This is a genomic window from Micromonospora aridisoli (assembly GCF_056150025.1).
On record NZ_JAXCFK010000001.1, the window covers coordinates 189,113 to 208,929 of the forward strand.

Annotated in this window: 20 protein-coding genes and 1 tRNA gene; 8 read left to right on the forward strand and 13 right to left on the reverse strand. The window is 70.3% G+C overall.

The window, feature by feature from the left end:
- Positions 1–2: 2 nt before the first annotated feature.
- Positions 3–851, reverse strand: coding sequence for a MurR/RpiR family transcriptional regulator (locus SM447_RS00790; protein ID WP_474570765.1), 849 nt, complete (start codon positions 849–851; stop codon positions 3–5).
- Between the two features lie 127 nt (positions 852–978).
- On the opposite strand from SM447_RS00790, the gene SM447_RS00795 reads away from it, so the two are divergent.
- A complete protein-coding gene (locus SM447_RS00795) occupies positions 979–2,205 on the forward strand; it encodes a hypothetical protein (protein WP_474570766.1) in 1,227 nt (408 codons plus the stop codon).
- 5 nt (positions 2,206–2,210) lie between these two features.
- Here SM447_RS00795 and SM447_RS00800 read toward each other — a convergent pair whose 3' ends face one another.
- The 7 genes from SM447_RS00800 to SM447_RS00830 form a co-directional block, all read right to left on the reverse strand.
- Positions 2,211–3,899: a glycosyltransferase family 39 protein gene (locus tag SM447_RS00800; RefSeq protein WP_474570767.1), complete on the reverse strand. Its 1,689-nt coding sequence runs from the start codon at positions 3,897–3,899 to the stop codon at positions 2,211–2,213.
- Between the two features lie 12 nt (positions 3,900–3,911).
- Positions 3,912–4,775 (reverse strand): glycosyltransferase family 2 protein, encoded by an 864-nt coding sequence (locus SM447_RS00805; RefSeq protein WP_474570768.1) that lies wholly within the window; start codon positions 4,773–4,775, stop codon positions 3,912–3,914.
- Positions 4,775–5,701 carry a glycosyltransferase family 2 protein gene (locus SM447_RS00810; RefSeq protein WP_474570769.1) on the reverse strand — a complete coding sequence of 309 codons (927 nt, stop codon included), beginning with the start codon at positions 5,699–5,701 and terminating at the stop codon, positions 4,775–4,777. Before SM447_RS00810 ends, SM447_RS00805 begins: the two co-directional genes overlap by 1 nt.
- Positions 5,698–7,026 (reverse strand): hypothetical protein, encoded by a 1,329-nt coding sequence (locus tag SM447_RS00815; RefSeq protein ID WP_474570770.1) that lies wholly within the window; start codon positions 7,024–7,026, stop codon positions 5,698–5,700. The genes SM447_RS00810 and SM447_RS00815 overlap by 4 nt, the downstream gene beginning before the upstream one ends.
- Before the next feature lie 73 nt (positions 7,027–7,099).
- The gene (locus SM447_RS00820; RefSeq protein ID WP_474571221.1) at positions 7,100–8,200 is read right to left on the reverse strand and encodes a glycosyltransferase family 4 protein; all 1,101 of its coding nucleotides are present in this window, start codon (positions 8,198–8,200) and stop codon (positions 7,100–7,102) included.
- Positions 8,200–9,030 (reverse strand): glycosyltransferase, encoded by an 831-nt coding sequence (locus SM447_RS00825; RefSeq protein WP_474570771.1) that lies wholly within the window; start codon positions 9,028–9,030, stop codon positions 8,200–8,202. Before SM447_RS00825 ends, SM447_RS00820 begins: the two co-directional genes overlap by 1 nt.
- A gap of 20 nt (positions 9,031–9,050) precedes the next feature.
- Positions 9,051–10,247: a lipopolysaccharide biosynthesis protein gene (locus tag SM447_RS00830; RefSeq protein ID WP_474570772.1), complete on the reverse strand. Its 1,197-nt coding sequence runs from the start codon at positions 10,245–10,247 to the stop codon at positions 9,051–9,053.
- 313 nt (positions 10,248–10,560) lie between these two features.
- Here SM447_RS00830 and SM447_RS00835 point away from each other — a divergent pair, with 313 nt between their 5' ends.
- Positions 10,561–11,256 (forward strand): YveK family protein, encoded by a 696-nt coding sequence (locus SM447_RS00835; RefSeq protein ID WP_474570773.1) that lies wholly within the window; start codon positions 10,561–10,563, stop codon positions 11,254–11,256.
- On the opposite strand, the gene SM447_RS00840 is transcribed toward SM447_RS00835, so the two are convergent.
- Positions 11,250–12,554: a sugar transferase gene (locus SM447_RS00840; protein WP_474571222.1), complete on the reverse strand. Its 1,305-nt coding sequence runs from the start codon at positions 12,552–12,554 to the stop codon at positions 11,250–11,252. The two genes, SM447_RS00835 and SM447_RS00840, sit on opposite strands and share 7 nt — an antisense overlap.
- Positions 12,555–12,913: 359 nt before the next feature.
- Positions 12,914–13,996: an LCP family protein gene (locus SM447_RS00845; protein ID WP_474570774.1), complete on the reverse strand. Its 1,083-nt coding sequence runs from the start codon at positions 13,994–13,996 to the stop codon at positions 12,914–12,916.
- A gap of 104 nt (positions 13,997–14,100) precedes the next feature.
- Here SM447_RS00845 and SM447_RS00850 point away from each other — a divergent pair, with 104 nt between their 5' ends.
- The 3 genes from SM447_RS00850 to SM447_RS00860 all read left to right on the forward strand — a co-directional run bounded on the left by SM447_RS00850 (position 14,101) and on the right by SM447_RS00860 (position 16,390).
- Positions 14,101–14,934, forward strand: coding sequence for an O-methyltransferase (locus tag SM447_RS00850; RefSeq protein ID WP_474570775.1), 834 nt, complete (start codon positions 14,101–14,103; stop codon positions 14,932–14,934).
- A 79-nt stretch (positions 14,935–15,013) separates the two neighbouring features.
- Complete coding sequence (locus SM447_RS00855; protein WP_474570776.1) at positions 15,014–15,301, forward strand: hypothetical protein; 288 nt, start codon at positions 15,014–15,016, stop codon at positions 15,299–15,301.
- 72 nt (positions 15,302–15,373) lie between these two features.
- Positions 15,374–16,390 carry an expansin EXLX1 family cellulose-binding protein gene (locus tag SM447_RS00860; protein ID WP_474570777.1) on the forward strand — a complete coding sequence of 339 codons (1,017 nt, stop codon included), beginning with the start codon at positions 15,374–15,376 and terminating at the stop codon, positions 16,388–16,390.
- A gap of 92 nt (positions 16,391–16,482) precedes the next feature.
- On the opposite strand, the gene SM447_RS00865 is transcribed toward SM447_RS00860, so the two are convergent.
- The 3 genes from SM447_RS00865 to bcp form a co-directional block, all read right to left on the reverse strand.
- Complete coding sequence (locus SM447_RS00865; RefSeq protein ID WP_474570778.1) at positions 16,483–17,031, reverse strand: N-acetyltransferase family protein; 549 nt, start codon at positions 17,029–17,031, stop codon at positions 16,483–16,485.
- A gap of 93 nt (positions 17,032–17,124) precedes the next feature.
- Positions 17,125–17,211 (reverse strand) — tRNA-Leu (locus tag SM447_RS00870).
- A gap of 90 nt (positions 17,212–17,301) precedes the next feature.
- Complete coding sequence (bcp, locus tag SM447_RS00875) at positions 17,302–17,778, reverse strand: thioredoxin-dependent thiol peroxidase (protein ID WP_474570779.1); 477 nt, start codon at positions 17,776–17,778, stop codon at positions 17,302–17,304.
- 156 nt (positions 17,779–17,934) lie between these two features.
- Between bcp and SM447_RS00880 the strand changes: the two genes are divergently transcribed.
- The 3 genes from SM447_RS00880 to cbiQ are packed head-to-tail and all read left to right on the forward strand — an operon-like array spanning position 17,935 to position 19,813.
- Positions 17,935–18,651, forward strand: a complete 717-nt coding sequence (locus SM447_RS00880; RefSeq protein ID WP_474570780.1) for an energy-coupling factor ABC transporter permease — start codon at positions 17,935–17,937, stop codon at positions 18,649–18,651.
- Positions 18,648–19,037 carry a PDGLE domain-containing protein gene (locus SM447_RS00885; protein ID WP_474570781.1) on the forward strand — a complete coding sequence of 130 codons (390 nt, stop codon included), beginning with the start codon at positions 18,648–18,650 and terminating at the stop codon, positions 19,035–19,037. Before SM447_RS00880 ends, SM447_RS00885 begins: the two co-directional genes overlap by 4 nt.
- Before the next feature lie 5 nt (positions 19,038–19,042).
- Positions 19,043–19,813: a cobalt ECF transporter T component CbiQ gene (gene cbiQ / locus SM447_RS00890; RefSeq protein ID WP_474570782.1), complete on the forward strand. Its 771-nt coding sequence runs from the start codon at positions 19,043–19,045 to the stop codon at positions 19,811–19,813.
- Positions 19,814–19,817: the final 4 nt, after the last annotated feature.

A 19,817-nucleotide genomic window follows, 5' to 3' on the forward strand; every position in this document is an offset into this window, starting at 1 on the left:
TCCTAACCGAGGAACAACTGTCGACGGGTGGCTGAGGCTTCGAAGGCCTCCAGCCGTCGCTGGGTCTCGGCCGGGGCGGCGTCGCAGATCGCCTGGAGCAGCACCATGGCCAGGGTCATCGGGGCGGTGTGCAGGTCGAACACGAGTTGCGCGCCGACCGCGGCGGGCAGCACCACGTCGGCGTGCTCGGTCGCCGGGCTCACCGGCGAGTCGGTGATCGCCACGACCGTCAGTTTCGCCTCGCGGGCCTCGCGCAGCGCGTCCAGGGTCTCCCGGGGGTAGCGCGGCAGCACGAACGCCAGCAGCGCCCGCGCCCCCGCCTCGGCGGCCTGTTCGAGGCGGTCGGTGAGCAGGCTGCCGCCGTCGTCGAGCACCCGCACGTCGGGGTGCACCTTGGCGGCGAAGTACGCGAAGTACGCGGCCAGCGGCGCGGCGGCCCGCAGGCCGAGCACGGGCAGCGGGCGGCTGGCCGCCAGCAGTCGCCCGGTCTCGGCGATCCGCTCCCGGTCGGCCAACTGCCCGGCCAGCCGATCCAGGTTGTCGATCTCGGCGCGTACCGCCTGCTGGAGTTCGTTGCCGGTGGGAGACGGACCGGGCGTGGCGGCGGTCAGCTCGCGGAGCCGACGACGCAGGGCCGGGTAGCCGTCGTGGCCCAGCGCCACCGCGAACCGGGTGACCGACGGCTGACTGACCCCGGCCAGCTCGGCGACCTCGGCGGCGGAGAGGTAGCCGATGGCGGGGGCGTGCTGCACCAGGCAGTGCGCGATGCGCCGCTGCGTCGGGGTGAGCCGGATGCCCTGGAACAGACCCAGCACCTGATCGACGGGTGCCGCGACGGCTCCTTCATTCATGGCTAGACCTTATGCATGAAAACTTTCATGGGGCAACTCCCCGGCGTTCGTGCGATGGGGCCGGCGGGCCCATTCGGCTGGTGCCGTCTCGGTAGGATCCGCATGGCGGTTTAGCGAAGGAGTTGGCATGCAGCCGGGAACGCCCTACAGGTACACCCACATGCTGGGCGGCTCTCCGGTGGGCAAGGCCTGGGCGGCCATCGACGAACAGGGGCGCCTCGTCACCGTGGCCGTCCTGGATGCCACCGTCGCCGCCGCCCAGGGCTGGCGAGAGGCGTTCGCCGGGATGGCGAACTCCTTGGCCGAGGCGCCGGAGGGCATGTCGTACACCTACGCCGACTTCTCGGCACCCGCGCCGTGGGTCGCGTACCCGGCGGAGGCGGGGCCGGGCGCGGAGCGGCTCATGCGGTCGCTCGGGGTGGACTACGAACCGATCCAGACAGGATCAGCGCCACCCGTCTCCGGACCGCCGCAGCCGGTCTCCGGCGCTCCGCAACCCGTCTCCGGCGCTCCGCAACCCGTGTCGGGTGCTCCGCAGCCGGTCTCCGGCTCGCCTGTCGCACAGTGGACGGCCCAGATTCCCGAGCAACCGACGTCCGCCGAGCCGCATCCGATCTCCGGTGCGCCGGCATCGCCCGCAGCTCCCCGGGCGATGACATCGGCGCCACCCGCCGCAGACCCGCTCGACTCGTCCGGTGGGCGACGAATCGCACCCGTCGCGCGTCCGCCGCGCAACCGGCTCGGCCTCTGGATCGGTGGGGTCGTCGTGGCCGCGCTGCTGGCCGGCAGCGCCGGATTCTTCGCCGGCAGCACGTTCGGCGGCTCGGCAGAGCCGGCCGGCGAGCCGTCGACCAGCGCCTCCCCGCCGCTGTACGACGCGACGCAGGACTCGTTGAACAAGGCGAAGTTCGACGGCGATCTCATGCCGCTCGCCGAGCCCTGGCTGAGCCAGATGGGCGGCTGCGCGATCGACACCGAGGTCGGCGGTCCCGAGCTGCTCAAGGGCGAGAAACGGCACGTCTTCTGCCGGTACCGTGGCGTGGCAGTGCACTTCGCCCTCTACGAGTCGACGGCGACGAAGGAGGCCGCGCGAGCCTTCCGCCAGGAGATGGGCATCATCGGGCGGGCGCTCGCACCTGGTCTGCGGGAGGCGACGCAGGCCACCGGCGGGTTCAGCGGGGTCTCCGGCAGCTATGTCGAGTACGCGGGCAACGGCCACGACGGGCGGCCGGTCTGTGGAATCTGGTGGGGCCGCGACGACAGCGTCAGCTCGCTCTACCTGGAAACCCCGTGTGGCGCGGGACTCGGGGGCAACTGGGACGCGCTACGGGATCTCTGGCAGCGGAACAGCTAGGCGGCCTAGGGCACCGCAGCCCCGTCGGGCGGGGTGACCAGACAGACATCGGTGCCCACGGTGACCTTGGCGGGAAGGTCGATCCGGACCACCCGCGCACCGCGGAAGGCCCGCTCCGTGACCGCTCCACCGCCGCTTCCGAGTCGGACGATGACGTCCCGGTTCTCGGTCTCCTCCCAATCGGTGATCTGAAACAGCCAGACCCGGGACCGTCCGGCCAGCAGATCCGACACGCTTCGCTTCGGACAGCCGGCCGGTGGGGCCGGAGCCACGTACCCGTCGACCGGCGGGCCGTAGTAGGACTGTGAAGTCCAGGATAGGCGGGTGGCGAGCAGCAGGTCGTCCGCGCGTCGCTCGGTGCTCAGATGGCGAAGCGCGGTCCGGTAGTCGGCCACGTTGGCACCCTCACCCTGTGGGAAGGCGCGCTGTGGATGCATGGTCGCCGTCAGGTCAACGGCCAGCTGGGGTATCGCGAGCGCGATGACGAGCGCCATCCCGGCCGACCGGCGGAGCCGGTCGGGAAGGCCGTGCCCGGTGTCCGGCGACGCCACCGCGAGACTGGCCAGCATCAGGGAAGCGGGCACCGCGTAGAGCGCCAGCCGGCCGGTGAACGGGTAGCTCGACACGGCCGCGCCGCTCAGCCCGACGACCAGTGGTGTGAGCAGGATCAACACCGCGAGGGCGGCCACCCGACGCCACCACAGCACCGCACCGGCGAGCAGCAGGGGTACGACGATCCACGCCGACCAGGTCACGAACGGCACCCGGGCCAGGCTCTGGTACGTCGAGCCGAACCAGTCCAGGGTGGCGGGAACGTCGGTCAGCGGCTGATACGGGTAGATCGCCTTGCTCAGCCAGTACGCCTGCAGGTGGGCGTCGTACCGAGCAGGCGCCAGGACCACCAGGTAGATCCACAGCACGACGGCGATCCAGGCCGGTGCCGGCAGCACGAAGCGGCCCAGCTCACGCAATCGACTCGGCCACGGACGGCCCGGACGGGTCAGCGCGTGCAGCCCGATCAGCACTCCCAGCGCACCGGCGACCGGGATGGCCATGATGCTCAGCCCCGAGGCGAGCAGTGACAACCCCCAGAACACGACGCCGCTGCGCCACGACAACCTGTCGCGGATCAGGAGCAGAGCCACCCCGACGAGCAACGTCGTGCAGAACGCTTCCGCGCTGTACGGTTTGAGTTCGTTCGAGTAGGCGATGAGGAACGGTGCGATCGCGACCAGCGACAGAGCCGTCATCGCGGCCAGCGGCGGCATGAGTCGCCACCCGAGGTATCCGACCAGTGGCAGCAGCGCGAGCCCGAAGAGCAGCGGCACGAGTCGTAGCGACTGCTCCGTCGGCCCGAAGAGTTGTAGCGAGAGCCGTTCGAGCCACAACCAGCCTGGCGGTGCCGACTGGCTGAACGCCAACGGCTCCAGCAGTTCCAGATAGCTCCGGTCGCGCAGGTTGTGTGCCACGTACAGCTCGTCGTTCCAGAAGCTGCGTCCGGACGCCCACTGACGGATCCGCAGGACCGCGCCGAGCGCCACGATCAGGCTGACGAGTGGCCAGTAGCGGAGTCGGCCCCTGAGGTCAGCTGCCCAGGGGAACGCCCCGGAGGCGGCTGTCGTGGTGTCGCGGGACCCGGCTGGAGCAGCTGCCGCGAAAGCGGAGCGGACCGGGAGCTGACGCGTCTCGGGCACGGCGAGACGCTATCAAGGGCCGGCACCGTCCTGAGTGGTGAAACCATCGTCGGGGTCACCGGTACGCCCATTGTCCACCCTCGACCCGATGAGGCGGGCGGCGGTGCGGTGCCGCCGGGACACCGGCGGCAGTCCGAGCAGAAACTCGGGAAACATACCGAAGAAGGTCCGGGCGCTGCGCAACTCGAGAGTGTGTGCCCGTGACCAGTGCAGCGAGTTGGTCGCACGGGCCCAGTGATGGGTCCAGCGGACGTCACCGAGCAGGGCGACCGGGTGGCCGAGCCGCCACGCGCGCAGTCCGAGCTCGTGGTCCTCGTAGTAGAGGAAGAACCGCTCGTTCCAGCCGCCCAACTCGACGAAGTCCGCGGTACGGGCGGCGACCGCCGCGCCCATGACCCAGGCGACGTGGACCGTCTCGCCGGGACCGGCCAGGATGCGGTACGAGGCGTGCAGCCGGTTCAGTGGCCAGAGCCTCCGGTTGCCCAGCTTCGCCGTGGCGTACGGGAACCCGCGCCCATTGGGTTGGGCGATGCCGTCCGACGAGAGCAACTGCGGCGCCGCCAGGCCGCCATGCCGGTCGAGGTGTCGTTTCAGTACGCCGAGACCGTCCGGGCGGATCTCGAGGTCCGGGTTGGCGAACAGGACGTACTCGCCCGCCTGGCCTACCCCGATGTTGTTGGCCTTGGCGAAGCCGACATTCTCCGGCAATCGGATGACTCGGGCACCCAGTTGCTCTGCCGTCCGCGCCGAATCATCGGTCGAGCAGTTGTCGACGACGATCCACTCGTACGGTCGGGACTCGCCGCGCCAGCACCGGCGTAGCGTCTCCGCCGAGTTGTAGGTGACCGTGATGACGCTCCACTGACCTTCCGCCATCACGATCCCCGAACTATGAGGTAGCGGTACAGGGTGACCAGGCCGAACCGCTCCCCGTTCCACTGCCGGCGGGCGCCCGGCGCCTCGACCAGGCCCCGCCCGAGACCGCGGAGGAACGGCCGGAGCAGGCCCTGACGGGCGCGGCGGGCAGCCAGCGCGAGATGGGCGAGGGCGAGCACGGGAACCGCGACGAGCATCAGCGGCCAGGTGAAGGTACGCGCCGCGACGAGGAGTCGGTTGCGCGCCAGCAGCAGCGCTCGAAATCCCTGGAGTTTGTCGTCGCCCTCGACGCTGTGCCCTCCCGCGTGGGGTAGCACGAGATCCAGCCCGCGAGTGCGCAGGCCCGCAGCGTAGAGCCGGAAGGCGAGGTCGGCGTCCTCACCCCACGCGAACAGGTGCTCGTGGAATCCGGCGAACCGGCGGAACAGGTCGGTGGGAAAGACCGCCGCGCCGCCGGACGGACCGAGCGGGCCTCGGGACACCGTTGCCGGCCGGTCGATGAACAGGGAGACCGGGTTGAGATCGATGCCGACGTACTCACCGCCGTGCATCGCCAGACCAACGGCGACCGGCGTGCCGGGATCCTCGGTGACGGCGGCCCAGATGCGAGCCAGACCGTCGTCGGGCAGCCAGACGTCCGGATTCAGCAGCAGGACGTGGCTCGTCGTCGTCGCCGCCACCGCTCGGTTGCAGCCCGCCGCGAAGCCAGGATTCGAGGGGTCGGGTAGATATGTGTACCGGTCGCCGTCCAGACGGTCAGCGATGATCTTCTCGCAGTCGTCGTCGGGGCTGTTGTCGGCGAAAACGAAGCGGACCGGAAGCTCGCCGACGCTACGTACCCACGTCGGCAGCGTCCGGGTCAGCATGTCGGCGGACCGGTACAGCACGGTGACCACCGTCAGGCCCGTGGCCGGCGCGTCGTTCACTTCGCGGATCTCCCCAGCCGGTGCAGGACGTAGAGCCCGGGTACCAGGCTCAACCAGGTCGGATATATGAACGGGTAGAGCTCGTAGATGCCGAACATGGCGAAGTACACGATGAAGCCCCGCCCCAACTGGCCGGCGGGCGCGCTGGAGAACTCGAGCCGGCGTTCGGCCCCGCCGACCACCAGGCCCAGGGCGGCGAGGAAGAAGACGACGCCGCCCGCACCGAAGTCGAGCAGTGGGATGGCCGCGAACGTCGCGGTGTTCATGTGGTACGGCTGGCTCAGCTGGGACGTGGCCGCGTACAGGTCGACCTGGCCGACCAGCGGCTCGACGCGTGACCCCAGGAAGGTCAGGGAGTACGCGCCGTACGCCGGATCGAAGTGCTCCCGCTGGGACCAGAGCCGACCGAATGTCTCGGTGGACGAGCTCAGGGACAGGTCGAGCGAGCCCAGACTGCTGGCCAGGGCGTTGCCGCCGTACTGCGACCGGAATTCGCTCTCGAACGAGCCGGTCCCCGCCATCGTGCGCTGCCCGCCGAGAAACACGGCCGTGCCGAGAACCGCCAGGCCGATCAGCAGGATGACCGGAGTCATCGGGAAGGACCTCGTCACCCGCCGCTTCGGTCGGTACACCGACAGGGCCGCGATCAGCGCGGGGGCGATGCCGACGAGCACGGAGTTCTTGCTCGCGCCGAGGGCGGCACCGACGGTGAAGACACCGGCGAGCGCGTAGTAGACGAGCGACGCCCGCCAGTTCCGGGACAGGGCGCGCAGGAGGGAGATCGCCATCCCGAGGGTCCATGCCTCGGACAGCAGCCCGATGACGATGTTCGACTGGTCCCGGAGCACCTGCCGTGCCGCGTCCGGGTTGTCGGCTAGCAGTGGCGGCACGACACCCTGGAAACGGAACGCCGACGTCACCGCCGCGACGCCAAGCAACACGAGGAGGTACGTCAGCAGCCGCCGTTCCGTGGGCCAGGAAAGCGCCGGCCGTGGCAGGGCGATGTCTCCCCGCCGGCCGACCAGCCGTCGCCCGACCGCCCAGGCGGTCAGGAAGACAGCCACGTACCCGGCGAGGACCGGCACCACCGCCCGGCCGGCCCAGGAGTCGTAGGGGCCGGGAAGGGCCCGTACGGCGAGGAAGGCGGCGCTCCACGCGGCCGTGCAGGCAGCGAGGCCCCACATCCGGCACCGGGCGGCGAACAAGGCCGCCACCGCCAGGCCGAGCGCAATCGCGGTGCCGGTGTCCCACGGGGCCAACAGGAGCAGCACACCGCACACGAATGGCAGGCCGACGGACCAGATCCGCTTCTCCGCCCCGGTCATCGAAGCTCCACCCCCTTCCCTCCGCGCTGTGTCGGGGCCCGAGGTCGAGGTCGGCGCAGCGGCGCCGCGCGGTTCAGGTTGACGAAGTCTCATTGCCGACCGCTTCGTATAGGTGGAGCCAGTTCCGTACGCACCGGGAGAAGGAGTGCTCTGTCGCGTACTCCCGTGCAAGGTCGCGGCGCTGCTGCGGGTCGGTGCCGGGATGAGTGGCCGCCCGGACGGCCGCTGTCATCGCCGGTGCTGTCATCGCTGCCTGATAGGCGAGCACACCGGCGCCGCGCCGAGTGATCTCCGCCAGCCCGCCGACCCCGGAATGCACCACCGGGACGCCGAGCGACATCGCCTCCAGCGCACTGCGCCCGAAGGACTCCACCCGGGACGGTACGAGCAGACAGTCGAGCGTCGGCAGGAAGGATGCGGCCTCGACCCGGCCGACGAGTCTGATGTTGGGCAGCGGAGCGATGGGCGCGGTGCCGGCCCCGGCGACCAGGAACTCGACCTCGGGCAGCGCGGCCGCGATGTCGGAGAGGAGATCCGCCCCCTTCTCCCGCTCGAGTCGGCCAAGGAAACCCACCCGGGTCACCTCGCCCGGACCGCGCGTCGGCACGTCGTCCACCGCCGGCCAGACGGCGGGCAGCGGGTTGGTGATCACGTGTACGTCCCGGACGTGTCCGCGTACCTGCAGTTCCTCCGCCTCGAAGGCGGAGACGGCTACGGTCGCATGCGGCCGTAGCCGACGTGAGATCAGGTCGATGCCGATGTTCGCCTGCACCGCGGCCTTGCCGCGCAGCGTCTCCGCGGCGTCCCGGTACTGCCACAGACTGTTGTGCAGTGCCACCACCAGGGGCGTCCGTCGACCCCGGACACCGAGCCCGGCTCTGGCGTGCATCGCGGCGGAGAGCAGGTGGGCACTCACCACGTCCGGCCGCCAGTCGTCGACGAGCCGTCGGATCTCCCGCGCATAGCCGAGGTCGATCCGTCGCGTGGCCCCGAGCCGGAGCCACTGGATGCCGGCGTCGCGCAGCGCCGCCGCCACCTCGTCGTCGGGCGTGGCGGCCAGCACGTCGACACCCTCACCGGCCAACGCCGGCAGCATCTCGACGAGGAACCGCTCGGCACCGCCGAGTTGCCGTCGTCCTGATCCACCGGTCGTGCAGACGAAGAGGACCCTCATCACGCACGCATTCCTTCGATGGCACCCCGGGCCATCGCCCGACGAGTGGCCCCGCCACCCACCCCGGCCCGCAACAGCACGCCGAGGGTGTAGGCGGAACAGGCGACCTGCCCACGCCAACCCGCAAGTTCCCGACTCGCCCGGATGAACTCGCGGGTCTGCCGGCGCGAGATCTCCTCCGCCGGCCACCGCCGCTTGGCGCTCGCGTCGTCCTCGTGCGTCACGACGGCAGTCGGCACATAGGCGAGGCGCAGACCCAGCTGTCGGACCGCCCAGCACAGACGCAGATCTTCGGAGTAGAAGAAAGACGACTCGTCGACGCCGCCGATCGCATCGAGTGTCTCCCGGCGGATCGCGACGAACGGCCCGGAGAACCAGTCGCCCCGCTCCGGCGTGGAGACTATCCGGAGCCGCGGAAACACCAGGCTCAGCCCGGTGGCGTGCGCGATTCCGGTGCTCATCGTCAGGAACCGTCCCACCGCTGTCCGGTCCTCGCCATTCACGTCGAGGACCTTCGGGAACGCGGCACCCACCGCCGGCTCGTCGAGACAGGCGGTCAATTCCTCGACGGCCCTCGGCCGGACGGTGATGTCGTTGTTGGACAGAATGACGCGCGAGCGGGTGCTGTGCCGCACGCCGAGGTTCATGCCCTTCGCGTACCCCAGGTTCACGTCCGACCGGATGTAGGTGGCCCCGGTCTCGTCGCACATCGCCCGCAGTCTCGAACCGATGTCGGCGGCGCTGCCGTTGTCCACGACGATGATCTCCGCAGCGGACGGCAGGGACCGGACGCAGACGTTCGTCCGCTCGAAGTCTTCCCAGGTCAACACGACGATTGAGGTATCCACCGCTAGGCCATCCGATTGAGTAGAAGGTGCGACGACCGCCGCATGCGCTGCCGGGTCCGGAACGCGTACACGCCGTATGCGAGCGATGAGGCCACGGCGGCGCCGAACGTGCCGAGCCACGGGATGAGGAGAAGGTAGAGCACCACCGAGACGGACATCGTCACCAGGGCGACCGCCGTGGTGGCTCGCTCGCCGCTCTGTTTGAGCAGCGCGGCGCTCCAGGTCTTGCCGACGGCGAGAGCCAGCGTTCCCGGCAGCAGGAGCAGCCCGAGGAGCCAGGCGTCACGGTAGTCGGGCGCCAGCACGCCGAGGACGGCGAGCCCGATCACCGCCAGGCAGGCCACCGGGAGCGCCGCCCGCAGCGCCGCGCCGCTCTGGTCCCGGATGGCGTCGGGATCCCGCTCGGCGAGGATCCGTTGCGATCTGACGACCGCGCCGGCCTGCGCGAACTCCAGCGCGGCCACGGCCAGCGCGTAGACGCCGAGCGGTCCGGCCCCGGCGAAGCGAGCGACCAGGATCTGGCTCAGCCGGTACGTCACCATCTGAGCGGAGATGCCAACGTGCAGCCGCCCCACGGCAGCGAGGTCGGCCCGGTAATCGGGCCGCCGCGCGGTGGCCTCTGGGAACGGGCGAAGCCGCCGGGCCCAGGCCAGGACCGCCCCGGCCAGGACAAGCGCGGCAGCCACCTGAACGAGGAGCCAGACGACGCTCCACACACCACCATCGAGCCGGCCACCGAAGTAGAGGAACGCGTAGCCGACCATGAGCACGCAGCCGCCTGCCGCGCGCGTCGAGTACACGAGCCAGAACTTCTTCAGGCGCAGCCCCAGCGAGGCCGCCGTGTTGAAGACGGTGAGCGCGCAGGCGGCACCGATGGCCACCGCGAAGCTGCCGATCCCGGCCACCGCGGTCAGCACAGCCGCGGCCACCACCGTGAGCGTGAGCGAGACCCCGACGATGCCGAGGATCCAGTTCCGTCCGCGCGACATCACCCAGCCCGCGGGACGCGACAGCAGGAACGTGTCGGTGGAGAAACCACCGATCGCCGCGCCCATCGTGGCGCTCACCATGTTCGCGGCGAGTTCGCCCCGCTCCGTCGCGGGGAGCGCCACCGACACGAGTGCCGCGAGTCCGGTCAGGCCGAGAGCGGCGAGGTAGAGACGTTCGGGAGAGAGGTGCCGCCGGAACAGACCTAGCACCCGGGGTCCCAGGTGAGCCGCGGGCCGCTGTCCGGCTGAGACCGGGCAGCGTCGGCCAGCCACACGCTTTCCACTCGTCTCCCCCGAAGATGTGGCGGATGCGCCGGCCGATCGCCGGATCAGCCGGTATGAGAACGCCAACTCGCTGGCACTTTCTACCCGAACGGCGGTCGGCCCCGCAATCGCCCACTGAGTCGGAACTCGCCGCACTTTCCTGGCGGCCACGCCGGTGCGGTCCGTCCGTCGGGCGTCGCACCGCTGACACCACCGGGTAATCTGACGGCCCGTCAGGAGACGACAGACGTGGAGCCACATGTACCTCGCCCGTTACTTCGGCGCGCACTGGGTGACGATGGCGCTGCTGGCTCTGCTCGGTGGTGTCGGGACAGGGGTCGTGGCCGGTGGTCAGCCCCCGAGCTACCGCGCTGAGGCGCAGCTGCTCGTCAGCTTCGTGCCGGATCCGCCGGGCACCCGGGAAACCGCCTCCCCGGTGGTCGTCGAGCAGTTGATGCAACGGCGGGTGAAGACCTACACCAGCATGATGAACAGCCCCCGGCTGACGAAGCCCGTCATCGACTCACTCGACCTGCCGGACACACCCGCACAACTCGCCGACCGCATCGTGGCGTCGTCACCGGCGAACGCGCTGACGATCGATGTCGCCGTCACCTACCGAGACGCGGTGGGGGCGGCGGCCATCGCCAACGCGCTTACGGCCGAGTTGCAGCGGATCGCGGACCGCGACGCGGCGCCGGCCGGTCTCGTCTCCAGGGCACGGGTCGCCGTGCTCCGGGACGGCGTTGTCCCGACGGCGCCCGAAGCGGTGCCTTGGGTGTGGCAGGCGGTTGCCGGCTCGATCGGCGGTCTCGGGGTCGGGCTCGGCATCGCCATGTGCCATGCGTACCGCAGGACGGGCACGCCCATCCGCGCCGACCTTCGGACGGCATGGACGGCGACCCGGGCACGACTCCCGATCGGGCCGGGTGCTGGTGGACAGGCCGGTCAGTGACCCCCGCCGCGAAACACCTCCGCCACCGTACGGAGGACGACCTTGACGTCGAGCCAGAGTGACCAGTTCTCGATGTAGTAGTTGTCGAAACGGGCGCGGTCGGAGATCGGCGTGTCTCCCCGCAGGCCACTGACCTGCGCGAGCCCGGTCAGGCCGACCGGGACCCGATGACGCGCCGCGTAGTTCGGGTACGCCGCGGAGAACTTCTCCACGAAGTACGGACGCTCCGGGCGCGGTCCGACCACGCTCATGTCGCCGCGCAGGATGTTCCACAGTTGAGGAAGCTCGTCCAGCGAGGTGCGACGCATGAACCGGCCGACCGGGCCGACCCGCCGGTCATGGGCGATGGTCCAGTTGGTCCGCGACTCCTGCTCGTCCACCGGCCGCATGGAGCGGAACTTGATCACTTTGAAGGGCCTGCCGTGCCGCCCGATCCGCTCCTGGCGGAAGAAGATGCCGCGACCTCCCTCGATGAAGGTGGCGACGGCGCAGAGTACGAGCAACGGACACAGCACGATCAGCGCGACCGCGGCGAACACCAGATCAGACGCCCGTTTGACCACCCATCGTGGACCGGAGAAGGTCACATCGCTGATCTTGATGATCGGGATCGCGCCGATGTGATCGGGGTACCCGCCCTGCGCACCGGAGCCCCACAGGCGAGGCACCGCCCAGAGGTCGCAGCGGGCGCTGCGGGGGCGGAGCAGGGTTTCCATGAGGGTGGACTCCGGACAGTTCGGGTCGGCGATGACCAGAACCTCGCACTCCAGCAACCGAACGAGGTGTTCGAGGTCGTCGAGGGTGCCACTCAGCGGCAGGGCGGTGCTGGTCTGCCCGGAGGGAGCGTCGACGCAGCCGACGAACCTGAGCCCGTAGCGTGGGTAACGGCGGAGAAGCCGAGCGAGTTCCAGACCGATCGGGCCGCTTCCGATGATGATCGCGTTGTGCTCCACCCATCGCCGTTTGCGTACGGCAACGGTGAGGGCCCGGCTGACCACCCGACCGAGGACCACCAGGCCGGCCGACAGCGCGACGCCGCGCATGAACCCACTGACGTACTCCACAGAGGAGTGACGCTGTGCGGCGATGATGGCCACCACCGCGGCGGAGGCGAGCAGCCGCCCGCAGAGGCTAGGTAGCTCGTCCAAAATGCTCACGTGCCGGCGCGGCCGATAAAGCCCCCCGGCGGCGAAGATGGCCAACGCCAGAACGGCGTTGGCCAATGTGCCGCGCCAGTAGGTCTGACTCAGCAGCAACGGGGCGAGTAGCGCCGCGACATCGATCGGAAGCGTCATCATCCAGGCCCGCAGCCACCGCGTCCGCGACGACGCGCGGGACCGGGCATAGGGCAGGACTGCGGTGGTGTCGAGCCCGGAGTCGGTCATACGCTCCGACGCGCCGCCGAGCGTCGCCGCCGGCATCCCGGCCGCGACCGGTGCGCCCTCCTCGTCGGTGGCGTCCTGCCGCGACGTCATCCGGTGTTGAGCCCGCCCGCCCGCGCGTCCGGCGGGCGCGGAATGGCTCATCGTCGGTTGGCTGGTCATGGTTGGCGCTCCCCCCGTGGAACCCTTGGCCGCGCGACAAAGACTCAAAGGGCGACCGCAGGATACGGCCGGGTGAGATTGACCGCCATAGTAGGAAAGCCCGGTCCGTCTTCCTACTTTGCGGCGGACTGGATGTCTGGCACCGCGTCACGTCGAACCGCGTCAAAGAGCCGGTCCGCCTTGGCCTTGTCGGCGAGAACGACACTCTCGGTCCCGATCCGACCCGTGCCCTTCGTGGGGCAGGTGTAGAAGTCGAGGTTGCCGCCCCGTAGGTGGCGCAGTTCCATGCCGGTGTCCAACAGGGACATCGACTCGTCGACCGCCACCGCGTCCGCCGTGGCGCGGACGAAGGAGTTCAGCTTGGTGGGGCTGGCCAGTGTGCCACCGGAGGCGGCTTTGTCGAGAATGGCCTTGATGACCTGCTGCTGATGCTTGATCCGGGTGAAGTCGCCGTCGGCGAACGCGTACCGTTCGCGGGCATAGTCGAGCGCCGCGGCACCATCCATCGTCTGCTTACCGGCGACGAACTCACGTCGCCCGTTAGGAGTGAGCGAGTGCCGTGAGGTGAAGCCCTTCTCGACGGTGATCTCGACGCCGCCGAGAGCGTCGACGATTTCCTTGAACCCGGCGAAGTCGACCATCACCACGTGGTCGATGCGTACCTTGGTGAACTGCTCCACGGCCTGCACCATCAACGGCACACCGCCCCAGGCGTAGGCTGCGTTGATCTTCGCATCGCGGCCGCCGCGGCCCTCCTTGGACCGGGGCACCGGGACCCACGTGTCCCGGGGGATGGAGATGAGCTGCGCGCTCGAGCGGTCCTTCGGTACGTGCGCCAGGATGATGGTGTCCGCCCGCGAGCCACCGGTGCTGTCCGGATCGCGGGAGTCGCTGCCCAGGATGAGGATGTTCATCGCGCCCTTGGCCACGACCTCGGGCCGACTCTCCTCCGGTACGCCGTCGAACGCGTCGACCCGCTCGATGTCGGACTCGACGGACTTGAGGTAAAGGCCGCTGGCCACCACGGCACCGACGCCGATCAGTGACAGCACCAGAACGACGATCAGCGTGATCCGCAGCCATCGTCGACGTGGCTTTCCGGCCGGCGCGTCGGCGGTGCGCTCCGAGCCGTCGGTGTCCCCCGCCGGCAGGGTCTCGTCCGGGGAGATGGTCCCCGCCTGCTCTCCACTCGACATGGCGGAGATGCTACTGACTTCATGTTTCCGGTGTGGGCCCCGTCCGGCGTCCCGGAGCGGGCATTGTTATCTCGGCGTACTCCTTCGTCTGGTAGAACGCAGCGGTGGACGCCGTCAAGCTGCGTCGGGCGATCGCGCGTACCCGCCTCGCCCCCGTCGCCGCCTTTCCGAAACGCCTGGTCGCCGTGGCCCGGCACGATGCCAAGGTGCTGCGCACCTCGGCCCGCTGGCTGGTCGCCTCGCGGGAGCATCACAACTACACGTACGAGCTGACCAAGCTCAGTCGCAGCCACCTCGCCTGGTTCGTCAGCGTTGTCTGCGAGTTGCCGGTCAAGCAGGTTCGCGGATATCTCAAGGAGATCGAGTCGGACGACGCGTTGCGGCAGCACATCAGCTCGGCCATCGCCGGGGCCGCGCGTCGCGGCCTGGCCGACAGGCAGGTCCGCTACGCCCGGCGCATCGGCTGGTACGCGATCGTCCGGGCCCGGCGACCGAAGCACATCGTGGAAACCGGCGTCGACAAGGGGCTGGGCAGTTGTGTGCTGGCCGCAGCGCTGCTGCGCAACGCCGCGGACGGGCATCCCGGTCGGGTCAGCTCCATCGACATCAACCCCGAGGCCGGCTATCTCGCCCGCACCGCACCATGGTCGGAAGTGATCGACCTGGTCATCGGTGACTCGGTCGAGTCGATCACCGCACTGGACCAGCCGGTCGACCTGTTCCTGCACGACAGCGACCACAGCCGCGCCTACGAGCGGCGCGAGTTCGACGCCGTCGAGCCGAAGCTGGCCCCGGGCGCGATGCTGCTCACCGACAACGTCACCCACACCAATGTGCTGGCCGATCACGCCGAGCGCACCGGCCGGCGGTTTCTCGCCTACCGGGAGACCCCGGCGAATCACTGGTACCCGGGCGACGGCATCGGCGTGGCGTGGTAGCCGGTCCAGGTGAAGCCCTTGCCGCCGGTCGCCCGGCGGATCGATGATGGACTGAGGGACCTCGACCAAGGAGTCTGAGATGTCGGTGATCCATCATCCTCGGGTGGCGTGGGACGCGGCCCGGACGTTGGTCGGGGCGGTGCCCGACGACGAGCGGTTCGCCAGAATCGCCGGTGAGCTGGAGCGAGTGCTGGGCGAGGGGGTGACGCCGTCGCTGCGCGAGACGCGGGACCGGCTGCGCTCGGCTCCCCAGGAGGGCCGCGAACTGGTCGAGGCCGGCGTGTGGCGGGTCAGATTCGAGGACGCGCTGCGCAGCCACCCGGACGCCGTGGAGCCGCTGCGCCGGCTGACCACCGCCAGGGGGTAGAAATGGATCTCGTCTTAGCTTTCGCTTAGCTCGCTTGTCCGGGCGCTCGGCGGTCGGGCAGCATGTCTCCACGTGACCGACGGAACCGACGGCCCCGCCGGCCAGGCCCCGGCTCAGCGTTCTCAGCTGCGTCGTTGGCTGGCTGGTGGGGCCGTGGCCACACTCGCCACGGTGGTCGGGCTCAGCCTCGCCCTCCGTTCCGGTGCCGCGCCCGCGTGCGCCGCACCGGTCCGTGCCGGGGTCGCGCTGCCGGCCGCCAACGCGTTGCTCGCCCCGCCCGCCGCCGGCACCCTCCACAAGGGAAAGGCGACCTTCTACGACTCGAAGGGTGCGGGTGGCAACTGCTCCTATCCCGCCGCTCCCGCAGACCGGCTCTACGTCGCGCTCGGCCCCGATGAGTACGCCGACGCCGCTGCCTGCGGCGGGTACCTCGACGTGACCGGGCCGAAGGGCACGGTCCGGGTCATCGTGATGGACCAGTGCCCGGAGTGCGCCGCCGGCCACATCGACCTGTCCCGGGAGGCCTTCGCCCGGATCGCCGATCCGGTGCAGGGAATCGTCAGCGTCAGCTATCGCATGGTGGCCGACCCGCCGCTGTCCGGCCCGCTCACCTTTCGGATCAAGGAAGGCGCGTCACAGTGGTGGTTCGCGGTGCTGGTCGCCGGTCACGGCAACCCGCTGCGCTCCGTCGAGGTCCGGCAGGGCAGCTCGGGTCAGTGGCGGGCGGCCGCGCGGGAGAGCTACAACTACTGGCTGATCGACTCCGGCGCCGGGTCCGGCCCGTACCAGATCCGGGTCACCGACACCCGGGGCCACCGGGTCACCGCCACCGGCATCAGGATGGCACCCGGCCAGGTGCAGCGCAGCTCGGTCCGGATGTACGGGGGCGGCGGCTCCAGCGGCTCGGTCACGTTCACCGGCACACCGTCGGCGCGTCCGAAGCCGTCCGCCAGCGCGTCGACCCGTTCCTCGGCCCGACCGACGCCGTCGACTGCGGTGGCTGTCGACGCGACCGCGTCGGTCGAGCCGGCCGCCGTCGACGCGTTCGCACAGCCGCCGCTCGCCGAGCCGTCACCCCGCTGCGGCTGACCGAGTTCTCGACGGTTGCGGCTGACCGGGCCGCGACCGGCCGGCGGCTGACCGGGCCCTGACCGGCTGCGGGAGCAATCTGTCCGGGCCGGTCAGCCCGTGGCCGGGTGACCGGGCCGGTGCCCGGTCAGGCCGAGCCACATCAGGACCTCGTCGCGGTCGTCGCCGGGGGCGACGCGCAGCGCCCCGGGCCAACGACCCACCTCCCGGTACCCGAGCCGCCGGTAGAACCGGTCGAGGCCGAGCCCGTCGCGGACCGTCACGTGCAGCGCCGCCAGCCCGAGGTTGCGGGCCACCCGTTCGGCCTCGCGCATCAACGCCTCGCCGAAGCCACGTCCCTGCGTGTCGGGGTGCACCATCACCCGGGTGAGCACCCGCAGGTGTGTCTTCAGGTGGAACCGGGGATCGGTGAAGATCGCCATGGCGACGAGCCGGTCACCGTCGTAGCCGAGCAGCAACCGGTCCGGTCCGTCGGCGATGCCGGCCAGCGTCGGGTCGGCGATGGTATGGACCTCGTCGGCGGTGACCGGTGCCACGAACCCGACCGCACCGCCGGCGTTCGTCACGTCGACCCAGAGCGCGACGATTTGTTCGCGCAGCTCACCGGTCAGTTCGGGGTCGAGGACGAAGCGCAGACTCACGCCGCTCATCCTGACCCGCCAGTCGTCATCACCGCCCGCGATGGTGACGAGCCCGACAGCGCTTCGATCTACTCTCGAGGGGAAAGCGTTTACTGGTGCGGAAGGGGGGACTTGAACCCCCACGTCCTTTCGGACAATAGGACCTAAACCTATCGCGTCTGCCGATTCCGCCACTCCCGCTGGCCTGAGTGATTCTAGAGCGACCCTTGGCCGTGTCGAGCCCGGCCTCCCTCAGGATGAGGTGCGGTGCCGAGCGGACGGTACGACGACTCAGTCCAGGCCGAGATCCCGGCGCAGCTTGGCGACGTGGCCGGTGGCCTTGACGTTGTAGAGCGCCCGCTCGATCCGACCCTCCTCGTCGATGACGAAGGTGGAGCGGATGACCCCGGTGACGGTACGGCCGTACATCTGCTTCTCGCCGTACGCGCCGTAGGCCGTGAGCACCGCCTTGTCGGTGTCGGCTACCAGCGGAAAGGTGATCGCGTCGCGCTCACGGAACTTCGCCAGCTTCTCCGGCTTGTCCGGTGAGATGCCCACCACCTCGTACCCGGCGGCCTGCAGCGACGCCAACGAGTCGCGGAAGTCACAGGCCTGCTTGGTGCAGCCGGGAGTCATCGCGGCGGGGTAGGCGTACAGGACGACCTTGCGGCCGCGCAGGTCGGTCAGGGCGAGCTGCCCGCCGGTGTCGGTGGGCAGGCTGAACTCGGGCGCCGGGTCACCGGGGGAGAGGCGAGCGGGTGCGGTCATGGCAAGACCCTACCGTCGCCCGGGGTGGTGCCGGCCGGCACGGCGCGGCGTACGGGTCGACGTCGGCGCTGTTGCCAGCTATTTGCAACAGCCTGGTGTGGGAAATACGCTCACCCCTGCCGGCGGGCACGGGTCCGTCGACACGTGGGAGGTCACGTGGAAGCCCTGGCGATGCACATCTCGAACGGGATCATCAACGGTCCCGTCGCTGCGGTCTTCGCGGCGATCGCGCTGGCGGCGATGGCGTACTGCGTCATCCGTGGTCGGCAGGACCTGGACGACCGGCTGGCGCCGATGGCCGGTCTCGTCGCCGCGTTCATCTTCGCCGTGCAGATGCTCAACTTTCCGATCTTCAGCGCCGGGGTGAGTGGCCACCTGCTCGGCGGTGCGCTCGCCGCGATGCTGGTCGGCCCCTGGGTCGGCGCTCTCTGCGTGGCCGTGGTGCTGGTGGTGCAGGCCCTCGTCTTCGGCGACGGCGGGGTGGCCATGCTCGGACTCAACATCACCAACATGGCGATCATCGGCATCGCGGTGGCGTACCTGTTGATCGCGCTGCTGGTCCGGGTGCTGCCGCGCACCCCGACCGGGCTGGCGGTCGCCGCCTTCGTCTCGGCACTCGTCAGCGTCGTCGTCGCGGCGATGGGCTTCGTGTTGCAGTACCAGCTCGGTGGCACCACCGACCTCGGCGGCAACCTGGCCGGGCTGGCCGGCACCATGGCGGTTTCCCACCTGTTCATCGGCATCGGCGAAGGGCTGATCACCGCCACCACGGTGGTCACCGTGGCGAAGGTCCGGCCCGACCTGGTGTACGCGCTGCGCGCCCTGAAGCCGGCCGCGCCGGCGGCCGTGACGACCGCTGGAGGTGTCCGGTGAGGAAGTGGAGTTTCATCGTCGGCGGCCTCCTCGTCGCCCTGCTGCTGGCCGGTGTGGTCAGCAACTTCGCCTCGTCGCACCCGGACGGGCTGGACTCGTCGTTGCGGGAGGGCTGCACCTTCGACGCCGACGGTGAGATCACCGGCGGTAGCTGCCCTGCTCAGCAGGAGAAGGAGCACGAGATCGGCGGGCCGCTGGCCGACTACGGCATCGCCGGCATCGACAACGACTTCCTCTCCACCGGACTGTCCGGGGTGCTGGGCGTACTGCTGACCTTCGCCGTGGCCGGTGGCGTGTTCTGGCTGGTCCGCCGTCGTGACCCGGCGTCGGCGGCGGCGGGCGGGGCCGAGCGCACCGACGACCCGGCCACCACGAGCGGGGGATAGCCGACGTGGGGGCGGGCCACGCCCACGTGCTGTACCGGGAGGTCGACTCGCCGGTGCACCGCCTGCCGCCGGAGGTCAAGATCGCGGCGATGGTGGCGTTCACCATCGCCGTGGTCGCCACGCCCCGGGAGGCGCTCTGGGCCTTCGGCGCGTACGCCCTGTTGGTCGCGGCCGTCGCGGCGCTGGCCCGGGTGAACGCCCGCTGGCTGCTCCTGCGGTCGACCATCGAGCTGCCGTTCGTGCTGTTCGCCTTCGCGCTGCCGTTTCTCGGCGCGGGCGAGCGGATGGACGTGGCGGGGCTGAGCCTGTCGGTCGACGGTCTCTACGGTGCGTGGAACATCATCGCCAAGGGCACCCTGGGCGTGTGGGCGTCGCTGCTGCTGGCGGCCACCACCTCCACCCGTGACCTGATCGTCGGGCTGGACCGGCTGCGCTGCCCGCAGATCCTCACCCAGATCGCCACCTTCATGCTGCGCTACCTCGACGTGCTGGTCGGCGAGGCCCAGCGGATGCGCCTCGCCCGGATCTCGCGCGGTGACGACCCGCGGTTCCTGTGGCAGCTGCGCGGCTTCGCCGCCGGCATCGGCGCGCTGTTCCTGCGCGCCTTCGAGCGCGGCGAGCGGGTGTATCTGGCGATGCTGTCGCGTGGGTACACCGGTCGGATGCCCACGACGTGGCAGGGTGCGGCGGCGGCGACGGCCGGGCATTGGCTGATCGCGGCCACCGTACCGGTCCTGGCCGGGACCGTCGCCGCCACCGCAGCCGTCCTGACATGATCGA